Below are 12,767 nucleotides of genomic sequence, written 5' to 3' on the forward strand. Positions count from 1 at the left end.
TCGGAATCGCAAAAGAACTTTACAAAATGCAAAACTTTCACGCAAATTGATGAGGTTTGGATATTTTGTTTATGGTAAACATTTTAGCGCCATTCTATGTCACTAGCAGACTGGGAAAATATGAAACTTAAATGGGTAAAAATTGTGATTTTTGCAGGTTAGGGTGGTAGGATGTCAATCTTTGTTGAGCGATCGCGATCGGACAGATATAATTCGTTTAACATTGTGGCAAGGGGCAAATCGTATTGCTTCAATTTTGGCGTAATTTAACAAAGACGGAAAATTTTCCCATAATCCATAATATAACTAGAGAAATATGGTGAAAATTAAAGTCTCAGCGATAATAGTGTTGTAACTTTGAGGAATTTAATTCATGCCTATGGATCAGAAAAAAAATCGCGGTCATGTCATTAATCATTCGATTCGTGTACCCCAGATTCGCGTGATTGATAATGATGGCAGTCACTTAGGAATTATGGATACTAGATCTGCTTTGAGTTTAGCTCAAGAAAAAGATCTAGATCTAGTCATGATTAATGATAAATCAGAACCACCAGTTTGCCGAATTATTGACTACGGTAAGTTCAAATATGACTTAGAAAAACAAGAAAGGAAAAATAAGAAAAATCAAGACAAAACTTCAGTCAAAGAACTGAAGATGCGTTACACAATTGAAGAACATGATTATCAAGTGCGTGTAAATCAAGCGGAAAGATTTTTGAAGTCTGGGGATAAAGTAAAAGCTACCATCAAGTTTCGCGGTAGGGAAAGCCAACATAGTCATTTAGCCGAAAATCTGCTCAATAGAATGGCAAAAGATTTACAAGAATTGGCAGATATTCAGCAAGCTCCAAAAAAAGAAGGTAGCAATATGATTATGCTGCTCTCTCCCAAGAGTGCGGTTGTTAAACCTTCTCCGACTCCGACTCCGACTCCGACTCCGACTCCTACTCCTACTCCTACTAGTAAACCCAAACTAGTTGAATCTCAGCCTTCAGAAGCAAAAGTTTAAACACCAATTAGCAAAGGAGTTTATATTCTTCTGAAATTTCTTTGATTAAACTTTTCATTAGTCAGACGAAATTTTTGTCTGACATTCTAGGCTGGAGCAAACTAATATATCTCGAAATATATAGAGTAGGGTGGCTATCCATCCTACTAAATTTTTTTGATAGTTAAAGTATTATGAATTTGGGTCATTTAGCAACTGATAAATATTTATCTGCTCAGCAATTTCAAGCAATATATGGTAGTTACTTTCCCAATTGTTACTTCACAAAAGCGGGTTTTTTATGGGAATGATTTGGATAAACGAGTAGCGTCTTCCTAAGTTAATCTATCTTTAGTTATCCGTCAGCTGTTAGATGAACCTCGAATAAAGAGAAATTATTCTAGATAAATAACAAATAAAAGTTATTTAGGGGGGACTTTATGAAAAACCTAATTTTTGGCGGGTTATCTGTGTTGTTGTTGTCTGCGATCGCTTCACCTACAGTTTTAGCGCAAACAAACACTCGATATCCAGTAGTCAACAATGAAGATTCTCGGTATTTAATTTCACCGTTTGACTTAGTTTCAATGGCTTATCAAGGTTTTTTCAAAAACCAAGGAGTTCCGAGTGCTGGAGCTTTAATTAATGCTTATGCTTTGGGTGATGTAGAGGCTAGAGATGTGGTTAATAGTGCAGTACAAACTGATAGACTACCAGTGCGAGCTTTAAACGATCGAGATTACATCAAAGCGGTTGAATGGCAATTAGATTCATTAAGAAACTTTAATCAAGGGTAAATTGATTCAAATGCGATCGCTATTTCCACCTCAGAAAAAACCAAGAGAAAATCAGCGATCGCACTTGCCAATTTTCCCCTTATAATCTATTAGCACAAATCGCCGCACCAATTAACCCGACTTGGGGATTTAATACTATATGAACTGGAACTTTTTCCAGTAAGGTTCTCATGCGACCTTTGTTAGTAAAGCTTTGCATAAAACCACCTTCCTTAATCAAAGGTAGAATTTTTCCCGCAATACCACCCGCCACATAAAGACCGCCATAAGGTAATAGTTTCAGAGCCATATTACCTGCTTCTGCGCCATAAAGTTCGACAAAAATTTGCAAAGTTTCTTCACTTAATGGATCGGTCTTTGTTAAAGCTGCTTTGCCAATAACTGCACCTGGATCTACGGTTTTTTCCGTGCTACCAGCTTCTTGTTCCCAAGTTCTAATCAATTCTCCAATTTCCGGTGATTCACTGGCAATTTTTTTATCTCGTAAGAACTGATAAATTGAAACAATTCCCATTCCCGAAACTACCCTTTCCACAGAAATTCGATCGACCCGATGTTTTTCTAACAGGTATTTCATCATTTGAAATTCCAGTTCGGTGCGGGGAGCAAAATCAGTATGTCCGCCTTCGGTACCAAACACTTGATAACTGTCACCTGAAGGAGTTAAAAATGCCTGTCCTAAACCTGTTCCTGCACCAATTACTGCAATAGGAGAATTTGCTTGAAATTTGCCAGCTTGTAAAGTATGTAAGTCGGATTCTCTTAAACCCAAAACACCATAACCTACAGCGACAAAATCATTAATTAAACTAACTTTAGCAATGCCTAATTCTTCTTGCAAACGTTCGGCATCGAGAAACCAAACTAAATTTGTTAGTTTTACGCTATTGTTAACTACGGGACCTGCGATCGCAAAACAAGCTTTTTCGGGCTTAGGTGTATAACCCAAATGTTCTGATGCTGCTGTCAGAAATTTCTGTACTATTGGCACTAAATCGGGGAAATCTTGACTCGGATAAGTCGCCTCATCCAAATTGTACATTGAACCTGCTGCTGGCTGTTCTACCAAACGCAAAATAGTCTTAGTTCCACCGATATCGCCTGCTAGTAGTAAAGTCATAAATCTAGTGAAAGCGGATTACTTTTTCAGTTTGACTCAAATGGGAAGTATCGCCATTGAGTTCCATCACCCATTGTCGATCGCGACGGACAATTTTCACCAAACAACACAAAGAAGCATTAATTTCTGGTGTTCCGCCAACTAATCCTTGACTCGTTCCCACGACAGATGCGCCATGTCCTACTAATAGGATATCCTCTGTAAATTCAGATACAAGAATTTTCGCTGTTTCTGCCGACCTTGCCATCATTTTATCTACAGTTTCCGGGTATTCAGCAATCACTCTAGAGGTATAATTTGGGTCAAGTCTAGGAAATTTTGACTGCAATTCCGCAAAAGAAAGTTTTTCTGGGTGTTCTGTCATCCAATCAGAATTTAACCATTCACTTAACCCAGATTCTACCTTAATTGGTAAGTCTAAAATTTCGGCAACTTGATTCGCAGTTTGCACAGTTCTTAAGAAGGGAGAAGCGAAAATATGAGTAATATTTTCTCTTTTTAAGCGTTCTCCTAATTGACTTGCTTGAATAAGTCCATCATCAGAAAGCGGCGGATCGTATCGGCGTTCTGCGGTTAAAAACCAATCTGGGTTAACAAAATCTAAGCGGTTTCCGTGACGGGCTATCCAAACTGTTTGTGTCATAAGATAATTAGATTTACTATTGTATTCCGGGTAACAATTACCTAAATATTTTCTACAATTGCACAAACTAATTGTACCGCATCTTCAAAATACATTAGTCAAGTTTTTGTTTCAGCTAGTCCCGTGATTCGTTCTACTATGTCTTCTGGTATTGGTGGACGGGGATTGACATCGCGATCGATCGCACAATTGCCTCTACTAATTTTAGGCGATCGCTCACCGACAATTTATCAGCTTCCCGCTTTAATTCCTGCCAATTCATATTTTTCCCCTCTCTCTTCGTCATTCAATATATAGCAGTCCTAAATCAATTGTGAAAATTTCTTCTTCTTCTCTTTCTTCGTGTCCTTCGTGCCTTCGTGGTTCAAAAAAATCTTTTTCACAAATCAAATAGGACTGCTATAGCTTCTACAGCAACTTTCCTCAAATATCTAAAGCTTTTCTCGCCACTTTACTAAAGCGACATTGACTATTGACTCCAAATCAGTAGATTTATCTTGGCTTTCTATCCTCTCCAGGTATAGTTTAATGTTTCCTGCATCCGTTGATCAAAACTCAGAAATTTCCGTCGGATTTTTAATATTTGCTGTTGTTCCTCATTATTACATTTAGCTAGGCGGTTAAAAAACGCTCTAGGAGGCTCAGGTATATCATCCTTAGTTTCCTTTTCTTGAAACGGAATCTCTAATTTTGTAACTTTCTCATTCTCCAAATTTTTCAACTGAAGATAGAACTTTTCCGAGTCTGCTAAAACCGCAAATTGCCAAAATTCAATAGACAAATGGTGATACTTCCTATCAGTAAAACTATCTCGGTGAAAACTTGGTGCAACAGCAATCAAACGCACAGGTTTTTCATAATCAATTTGCTCACTAAAAGCCTTCTCTTCACACAAAGCATGATAATAGCGAGTTAACTGCTGCACAACATATCGATCCTCAACATTCTTCAATTCCAAAACTACCAACTCTTGACTTTCACCCAAAGCTAAAATATCGCAAAATTGCCCATCAACAGAATATTGACGCTTCAGAGGAGTTAACCCAAAAAGCTGAGGTAAATTCAACCAGACAAAATCTTCCAAAGCAGCTTCACTGGCAAATTCCCAACCCGTGCCAGTTTTTCTTAAACTAACTAAATCTACCATTCTGGTAATACCAAAAAAATCTGCTAAATTTAGTATTCCCCCAGATAGAAAAGGATTAACTAATTGGTAAAAAATTAAATTGTTAACCTTTCTTAAGTTTTCTCCCTAGCAACTAGCCGCTAGCCTTTCTATAATTTAAGTAAACTGTCCTATTAGTAGCGTTATAGAAACAAAGGCAAAACAGATGCAAATTACAGATAGCGATCGCGCCGCCATCCGGTTTGTTATCGAACACCAACTGGAAGCATTTCAGCAAGAAGATGCCTTTACCGCATTCTCACTTGCTACCCCAGCAATTCAAGTTACTTTCCAAACCCCCGAAAACTTCATGGAAATGGTTAGATCTTCCTACGAAGCTGTCTACCGTCCTCGTTCAGTCTTATTTGAAAACCTGGCAATTGTCAACGGTGCTTTAGCGCAACCAGTATTAGTGCTCGATCCCGAAGGAAACCCCAGAAGGGCGCTTTACCAAATGGAAAAACAACCCGATGGGAGTTGGCGAATTAATGGTTGTTTTCTGGTGCCGATCGAAGTTCAACCATCTATTTAAAATTTCACTTAGGCGGACTTACCTTTAACATTTGGTTGCCGCCTTTTTGAAATTCATATAATACCTGTTTAACTTCCAAAGTATAACCTTGCATCGCCAATTTATCGATCACAAGTTGCAAAAGTGGCGATTCTTCTCCCGATATATTTAACAAGGGAAAAATTCTTACCTCTTTAGAAACTCGACACATTTCCCGAATCGCAGCTAGATGAAATCCCTCCAAAAGTTGCTCGGTGTAAGTAAATAAAAAATGCGAGCATAAAGCTAAATCAAACTGATAATTATTAAACGGTAAAACTGGCAAACCATGAGGCAAATAACGTCCTTCTTTTCGTCCAGAATTAAAATCTGTCAAAAACTTTTCCATTGCTGTCATGCGTACCTCTCCTAAGTGTTCAGGAGAGTTAATTTCCTGCCACACATAACAATCTAAATTTGCTTTTACTCCATTAACAACTGCGGAATAAGTATCTTGAATGCGCTGCCTAATTTCATTAGCACTAAAATAGTAAACCGGATCGCAAGATATTACATTGTATCCTTGCTTAGTCATTTCTGCATTAAAACTAGCAGGGCCACCAGCACAATCTAAAATATTTAACTTTAACTCATCTGTTGTCAGATTAAACATCTTCACATATTCAGCAAAACTGCGACCCCAAGGAATGACATTTTCTAATTTTAAACCCACTTAATTTTTACTCCTAAACTACTATAAGAAGGCAGAAGGGGAAAAAGGCTTTTTTTTAACTAATTTTATTTCTACCACACAGCACTAGCTCTTTATAAAGTACTATTTTCAGGATAAGCTGTTACGCATTTAAAAGTCACATTGTAGGGTGCGTCAGATTTAGATATTTTCCTTTCTACATAGGTTTTAGCGTCTGACGCACCCTACTCGTTAATACATTGTAGGGTGCGTCAGATTTAGATATTTTCCTTTCTACATAGGTTTTAGTGTCTGACACACCCTACTCGTTAATACATTGTAGGGTGCGTCAGATTTAGATATTTTCCTTTCTACATAGGTTTTAGCGTCTGACACACCCTACTCGTTAATACATTGTAGGGTGCGTCAGATTTAGATATTCTCCTTTCTACATAGGCTTTACCGTCTGACGCACCCTACTCGTTAATACATTGTAGGGTGCGTCAGATTTAGATATTTTCCTTTCTACATAGGTTTTACCGTCTGACGCACCCTACTCGTTAATAAGTGATTTAAATGCGTAACAGCTTATAGCAATTACTACTTCTGCCTCCTTACCTGCTTACCTGCTTACCTTCTGCCTTTTTGCCCCAAATAGACAGACTCTATCTATAGCGTGTTATCATACAAAGCCCACCCGCAGCACTCTACAATTAGTGTTGAAGGGTAACTTTCTCATGTTCTGAAATACTGTTTCAGAACCGATAACTCGCGTCTTGAAGTAGCCACCATGAAGTGTAAACCTGACTATATTGAACAAAATCATTGGAATGAGTGGCTGGCTAGTGGTGTAGACTCTGACTTGATTTCCCTTTGCGTCACCAGTCTCAAAGGTGAAAGCGTCTACAACTACCTCTGCTACTCAACTGAACTACCGCGCAACAGTGCTGGTAGACTGTCTCTTGCTTTTATCAAACGTTACGCCCACGCTACCTGTGGTGGTTGGTGGTGCAATGGTGTCGATCCTTACACTGGGGAAGCGATCGAATGGGGTTGTTTTAAACCAAATCAACCGCGCTTGGGTGCAAAAAATAAGTTAATTAAATATGAACATCCGCCAAAAATTGCTACTAGGGCTTTTTTCTTACCTGTAACTTTGGAAATTTGGCTCAAAATTGCGGAAAGATTTAATTTAGTAATTCCCGAAAATATAGAGGTTACAGAAACAGGGGAAGCGTTAGGTTTTTGGAGTTGGGTAATTACTCAGACTCGCTTACCAATTATTATTACTGAAGGTGCGAAGAAAGCGGCTGCACTTTTAAGTATTGGGTTTGTGGCGATCGCTTTACCGGGAATTTGGAACGGTAGGAGAGTAGACAAAATTAATAAAACTGCTAGTTTAATTCCTGATTTGCAACCTTTGGTTCAAGAAGGGAGAGAATTCGCTTTTTGTTTTGATCAAGATACGAAAACCCAAACTGTTACCGCTGTTAATTTGGCGATTAAAAAAACTGCTCAGCTTTTAGTTAATGAGGGCAAATGTTTCGTTAAAGTGATTACTTGGAATACTCCCCAAAAAGGAGTTGATGATTTGATTGTTGCTGAAGGTAAAATAGCATTTGAGCAAGCTTATTATAATGCTTTGTCTTTAGGACAATGGAATTGGTTAATTAAAAAACAAGCTAGTTTGACAATTCCTGCTACTGTCAAACTGAATGTGGCTGATTTATCTACTATTGGTTTAGAGTTACCTCAAACGGGAATTATTGCGATCGCTTCTGGTAAAGGTACGGGAAAAACTAAGTTAATTGCTCAAGTTACTGCGGAAAATGAAAGGTTATTATCTTTGACTCATCGCATATTTTTAGGTCGTTCTTTGGCGGAAAGATTGGGTTACACTTGGCGAACTGACGCTGATAAAGGTAACGGTTATTATATTGATGAAAATGGTTATCCGACTTGGCGCTTGGGTTTATGTGTTGAGTCTTTGTTGGGAATTCGTCCGTGGCAATTTTTAGGGGCGACAGTGGTAATTGATGAAGTTTGCCAGGTTTTTCGGGCTTTACTTACTAGCAGTACTTGTAATAAGGAAGGGCGAAGACCTGCAATTTTAGCTAGATTTGAGGAAATTATTAAGGTAGCGGCGCGAGTAATTATTGCTGATGCTGATTTGGATAATTTTGTGGTTGATTATGTGAAAAGTTTGCGTGGTGAAGATGAAGTTTTTTTGATTGAAAATCAATACCAAACTCCGGGATATGGTTGCACTATTTATGATGCTTTGGATCATAGTGGAATGATTGCTGATACTGTGGAAATGGCGACGGGTGGAAAAAGGTTATTTATTGCTACTGATTCGTTGAAAAGTTCTCATGTTTTGGTTAATTTGTTGGAGTCGGGAATTAGTCGCGATCGCATCTTAGTCATCAACTCCGAAACTGTAAATCTCAGCGAACAACGAGAATATGTCCGACAAATTAACCAAAAATTACCGCTTTATGATATTGTCATTGCTACTCCTAGTATGTCCACTGGTGTAAGTATTGAAGCGGAATGGTTTGATGCAGTAATTGGCATTTTTTATGGTGTGGTTAATGATGCGGATATCGCCCAATCTTTAGCCAGAGTTAGACATCCTGTACCCCGCTATATTTGGGTAGCTAAATGTGGAAAAAACTTCTGTGCGGTTTCTAAATCTGAATCTCCATTTGTGGTTTTACGGGAATTAAAAAGTCGCTGGGATTTGGAAGTGGGATTAATTAGAATGAGTTTGTCGCCGGAGATGTTGGCGGTGGTAAATACTCCGATCGATTGGGAAAAGTGCGTTCATAAAAAACTGTGGGCGCAAATAGAAGCTAACAGTAATGGGGCGATGTGGAATTTGCGAGAAGCGGTAATTGCTAGGTTAAAATATGAAGGGAATCATCTCAAAATTATTGCTGTTAATTCTAGTCTCAAGTTCCAACGTTTGACTAGAAAAGTAAGAGATAAAATTCAAGTAGCACATTACCAAGCTGTGGCTAAATCTCGGATTTTACCTGCTAATGAAAAAGAAAAATTACAATCTCAGGAAGTTATCACTGCTGAGGAAAGATTAAACTTAGAAAAAACTCAAGTTGCGGAATGGGCGGCGATCGCCAAAGAAGCAGAAATAACGCCGGAATTAGTCAAAGTTTATTCTCAGTTATCTGGGGCGATTTTGCGTTACGAAGATTTGCGCGATCGACTTGCTGTGGAAAGAGATGAAAAAGCGATCGCACTCCAAGCAAAATGGAAACTCGGTTTATTTATTCCTAATATCTACACCAAAGAACAGGAACGTACTGTACGCGAACGTTTGGGAGTTTTACAGTGGATCGATCGCCTATTAAGCGGTGAAAGTTTAACCAATGAAGACTTAGAACCTTTAGCTAAATTAGTTTGGGAACACTACAAACAAGTTAACCTAATCTTAGGTTTGAATTTAAATCCTAACTCCTCTAAACACTCTAACATTTACATTTTCAATCAACTCATTAAACAATTAGCAATTCCTACTGAAATCATTCGTTATCGCCACAATAAAGCAGCAACAATTAGCCTGCAAAAAAAACGTTGGAGACTCATCGAAATGATTCTCCAACGTCGGAAATTCAAAAGAAATAACCAAATTGAAATGTTAAATAATTTCACCGAAGCAGAATCATCTCATGCTAACAGTTCATTTTTGATTCCTTGTTTAACCAACTTTTCCTTATTTTCTAGTTTGGAAAATCAGCTAAACTTTGAAAGTTTCTTCACCCCTAAAAATTCTAAAACTGCTGTGTTAACTGCATCTGGAGAACCCGAAGACGCATCATGATTGCAATTAGGGATAATTTTTAACTGCGAACCGGGCAAAAGTTTAGATAACTTTTCGCCCTGTTTATAAGAAAACCAGCTATCTTGTTCTCCCCATAAAACTAACGTAGGACATTTGATTATAGCCAAATTTTTTTGAATTTTACTGATTAAATTTGGCTGATAATTTTGGTTTCGCTGCATTTCTTTTACGGCAATTTGAATATCTTCCGCTGCTTTGGTTAAAGTTCCGGGAAACTCAATATAAGGATAACTCATCCAATAAGCATCTTCCTCGGTAAAGTTTGTGGGATCGAATAATACCGATCGCCTTTCGATCGCTAAAACTTCTTTTACCAAAGGTGCAAATAAAGTAGTGATTCTCCCTAAATCAACTACTTGCAATAAATCTAAAGGAATTTGCGATAATAACGACATTCCCCAATGAGGTAAACCTTCAGGAAAAATCGGCACATTTATCACTATCAAATCGGAGATTAATTCGGGATAATCCTGTGCAACTGCTAGGCTGATTAATCCTCCTAGTGATTCGGCTACTACGATCGCAGGTCGATCGCACAGCGCACTAATAATTCGTTTAAATTCAATAATTTGATGATCGTTTTTTTCCCGATACAAAGGCTTATCAGAAAAACCATAACCCTTAGCATCAAAACAAATTACCCGGAAATGTTTGGCAAGAGTGTCTATATTATAACGCCAATTATAGCTCCACCCACCAATACCATGAATTAAAAATAAAGGTTTTCCCGTTCCCTTTTCTCCGAATGAAATCGAAACCGGATATCCGTTAGCATCGGTAATTTTAACAACTTCCCGACCTTTAGGAAATACGGCTTTCCACCAGTCTTTCATAGGTTTTTTAGTATGGTTTTTAATAATTATACCAAATATTTGCTTATACTTAGAAAGCCTCTAGCATGATTAACTGCTGAGGCTTTTTGCATGATTAAAAAGCTAAATTAGCTGAAAAATTAGGCTGCGTCTTCTTGTCCTAGTTGCTGTTCAACTTTGTCGATCGCCGCATTAATACCAGCCAATCTTGTTTCCAAATCATCGCGCATCCATTTGAGAAATTTTAGCTTTTGTTCTAAACGACCTCTCCGAGAAACACCTTCGTTACCGTAACAGTTATAACCCCAAAAAGGAAACATATATTAACCTCTGCCTTTTAATTTCTATTCTTATTATGTCTAAATATTTTTTAACAAAAATGTCAGCAACAGTAGGAAAAACCGACCTTACTTGTAGGGTTATTACTGAATTTAGATCCCCGACTTCTGAGAGAAGTTGTAGGGTGCGTCAGACCGATAAAGTTAGCTATTTTCACCAAAATTCTGCTATCTGACGCACCCTACAGTTGCGAATTGATTTGCGGGCGGATCTTGGGGCTCATAAAAATTTAGCTATTGTAGTTAATTATAACTCCTACTTTTGATAGAGCATTAAATAGGGGATCACGCGCCGTTAGTCGGAGGAAAAGTAGCTTTTTGCTTTTTACTATTAAGTCTATAACGCCAAAGTGAAATAACAATTTTAGCTAAGAGTAGATACCAAACTCAGCCTATGAAAATAGCACCAGAGATTACTTACCGAAACGTAGAAAAAACCGTTGCCATTGACTCATTAATTCAGGAAAAAATAGACAAGCTGGAGAGAGTTTGTAATTACATCAGTAGTTGTCATGTTGCGGTGGAAAAAACGCACGATCGCCCCAGCAGCGGTTCCCCTTATCGGGTAAGAATTGATATCACTGTCCCGCCAGGTCAAGAAATTGTCGCTGACAGTAATCCGGGCGAAACTAATCAATATGTTGATGTTGATACAGTGATTCGAGATGCTTTTGGGATGGCACAACGGCAACTCAGAGAACTAGCCAGACAACAACGGGATAGTGATAAATCAAAGGATAATAATCAAGCGGATGACACTACCGGATTAGTTACTAAAGTGTTTCGCGAACAAGGATATGGCTTTATTAAAACCCTAGATGGACAAGATATTTATTTCCATCGCAACAGCGTTTTACATGATGATTTCGATCGCATAGAAGTCGGTACAGGTGTTCGCTTTTTTGCCGAAGAAGGTGAGAAAGGTCTGCAAGCAAGTACAGTCCAAATTGTCGATAAACCAGGTCATCGAGTCAACGAATCAAATCAAACTTTAATTGAACCTCCTTTAGGTTGGGAAGAATAAAATATCCGGTTTTTATTCAGTTTAGTTTGACAAAAATCAATCAAAAAAACTAAGGAAACAACAATGAGCGAATCACACCAGAAAAAATCCGTTAATAAGCTAATTAGCCTCACAGGAATTATCAGTGCTAGCGTTTTAATGAGTTTCCCAGCATTAGCATTAAATAACTCTAATTCCCATCTGACAACGACAGGAAATAGGCAATTACTAACCCAGGCTCCCGGAACTACTGGAACTACTGGAACTAACGGAACTAACGGAACTACCGGAACTACTGGAACTACCGGAACTACTGGAACTAACGGAACTACCGGAACTACCGGAACTACTGGAACTACCGGAACTACCGGAACTACCGGAACTACTGGAACTACTGGAACTACCGGAACTAACGGAACTAACGGAACTACCGGAACTACTGGAACTACTGGAACTAACGGAACTACCGGAACTACTGGAACTACCGGAACTACCGGAACTACCGGAACTACCGGAACTAACGGAACTACCGGAACTACCGGAACTACGGGTACAGGTGTGAATGGCGCGACTGGAACTCTTGGTAATGTGCGATCGGATGAGTACGATCGTTATATGAGAGTTGGATATGTAGCAACTCAACAGGGAGACTATCAAACTGCTTTAATCAACTTTAGAAGAGCACTTGAAGCACGTCCCGGAGATGATTTTGCTTCCAGAGCAATACAAAATGTAGAAGGTTATATTCGTCGCGGTAATCAGTAGACATCTCCAGGAATTAAAGGTTGATTACCTGGAAAAGTTGGTAGAGACGTTATATAACGTTTTGTAGTTGTAGGGTGCGTCAGACTATAA

General features: G+C 38.5%; 13 protein-coding genes. 6 read left to right on the plus strand and 7 right to left on the minus strand.

Annotation, left to right across the window (positions count from 1 at the left end; genetic code table 11):
* The first annotated feature begins 373 nt into the window (after window positions 1–373).
* Window positions 374–1,012: a translation initiation factor IF-3 gene (gene infC / locus ACE1B6_RS11290; protein WP_459563010.1), complete on the plus strand. Its 639-nt coding sequence runs from the start codon at window positions 374–376 to the stop codon at window positions 1,010–1,012.
* A gap of 419 nt (window positions 1,013–1,431) precedes the next feature.
* Window positions 1,432–1,788 (plus strand): hypothetical protein, encoded by a 357-nt coding sequence (locus tag ACE1B6_RS11295; RefSeq protein WP_413257326.1) that lies wholly within the window; start codon window positions 1,432–1,434, stop codon window positions 1,786–1,788.
* A gap of 79 nt (window positions 1,789–1,867) precedes the next feature.
* On the opposite strand, the gene ACE1B6_RS11300 is transcribed toward ACE1B6_RS11295, so the two are convergent.
* The 4 genes from ACE1B6_RS11300 to ACE1B6_RS11315 form a co-directional block, all read right to left on the minus strand.
* Window positions 1,868–2,908, minus strand: a complete 1,041-nt coding sequence (locus ACE1B6_RS11300; RefSeq protein ID WP_413257327.1) for a glucokinase — start codon at window positions 2,906–2,908, stop codon at window positions 1,868–1,870.
* 4 nt (window positions 2,909–2,912) lie between these two features.
* On the minus strand, window positions 2,913–3,551 hold the full coding sequence (locus ACE1B6_RS11305) for a histidine phosphatase family protein (protein ID WP_413257328.1): 639 nt from the start codon (window positions 3,549–3,551) through the stop codon (window positions 2,913–2,915).
* A gap of 136 nt (window positions 3,552–3,687) precedes the next feature.
* A complete protein-coding gene (locus ACE1B6_RS11310; protein WP_413257329.1) occupies window positions 3,688–3,813 on the minus strand; it encodes a hypothetical protein in 126 nt (41 codons plus the stop codon).
* A gap of 243 nt (window positions 3,814–4,056) precedes the next feature.
* A complete protein-coding gene (locus ACE1B6_RS11315; RefSeq protein WP_413257330.1) occupies window positions 4,057–4,698 on the minus strand; it encodes an endonuclease NucS domain-containing protein in 642 nt (213 codons plus the stop codon).
* A gap of 184 nt (window positions 4,699–4,882) precedes the next feature.
* Between ACE1B6_RS11315 and ACE1B6_RS11320 the strand changes: the two genes are divergently transcribed.
* On the plus strand, window positions 4,883–5,248 hold the full coding sequence (locus ACE1B6_RS11320) for a DUF4864 domain-containing protein (protein WP_413257331.1): 366 nt from the start codon (window positions 4,883–4,885) through the stop codon (window positions 5,246–5,248).
* Window positions 5,249–5,252: 4 nt separating this feature from the next.
* Here the strand turns inward: ACE1B6_RS11320 and ACE1B6_RS11325 are convergent, their stop codons facing one another.
* Complete coding sequence (locus tag ACE1B6_RS11325; RefSeq protein WP_413257332.1) at window positions 5,253–5,939, minus strand: SAM-dependent methyltransferase; 687 nt, start codon at window positions 5,937–5,939, stop codon at window positions 5,253–5,255.
* A gap of 748 nt (window positions 5,940–6,687) precedes the next feature.
* Between ACE1B6_RS11325 and ACE1B6_RS11330 the strand changes: the two genes are divergently transcribed.
* Window positions 6,688–9,738: a plasmid replication protein, CyRepA1 family gene (locus tag ACE1B6_RS11330; protein WP_413257333.1), complete on the plus strand. Its 3,051-nt coding sequence runs from the start codon at window positions 6,688–6,690 to the stop codon at window positions 9,736–9,738.
* Here the strand turns inward: ACE1B6_RS11330 and ACE1B6_RS11335 are convergent.
* Window positions 9,651–10,592: an alpha/beta fold hydrolase gene (locus ACE1B6_RS11335; protein ID WP_413257334.1), complete on the minus strand. Its 942-nt coding sequence runs from the start codon at window positions 10,590–10,592 to the stop codon at window positions 9,651–9,653. The two genes, ACE1B6_RS11330 and ACE1B6_RS11335, sit on opposite strands and share 88 nt — an antisense overlap.
* A 119-nt stretch (window positions 10,593–10,711) precedes the next feature.
* Entirely contained in the window at window positions 10,712–10,891 is a 180-nt protein-coding gene (locus tag ACE1B6_RS11340; RefSeq protein WP_413257335.1) for a hypothetical protein, read from the minus strand.
* A 412-nt stretch (window positions 10,892–11,303) separates the two neighbouring features.
* Here ACE1B6_RS11340 and ACE1B6_RS11345 point away from each other — a divergent pair, with 412 nt between their 5' ends.
* Together ACE1B6_RS11345 and ACE1B6_RS11350 are read left to right on the plus strand one after the other, a co-directional pair.
* Window positions 11,304–11,933: an HPF/RaiA family ribosome-associated protein gene (locus ACE1B6_RS11345; RefSeq protein ID WP_413257336.1), complete on the plus strand. Its 630-nt coding sequence runs from the start codon at window positions 11,304–11,306 to the stop codon at window positions 11,931–11,933.
* Window positions 11,934–11,996: 63 nt separating this feature from the next.
* The gene (locus ACE1B6_RS11350) at window positions 11,997–12,677 is read left to right on the plus strand and encodes a hypothetical protein (protein ID WP_413257337.1); all 681 of its coding nucleotides are present in this window, start codon (window positions 11,997–11,999) and stop codon (window positions 12,675–12,677) included.
* Window positions 12,678–12,767: the final 90 nt, after the last annotated feature.

Origin of the sequence: Floridaenema fluviatile BLCC-F154, assembly GCF_041929135.1 — a bacterium.
GTDB lineage: Bacteria > Cyanobacteriota > Cyanobacteriia > Cyanobacteriales > Aerosakkonemataceae > Floridanema > Floridanema fluviatile.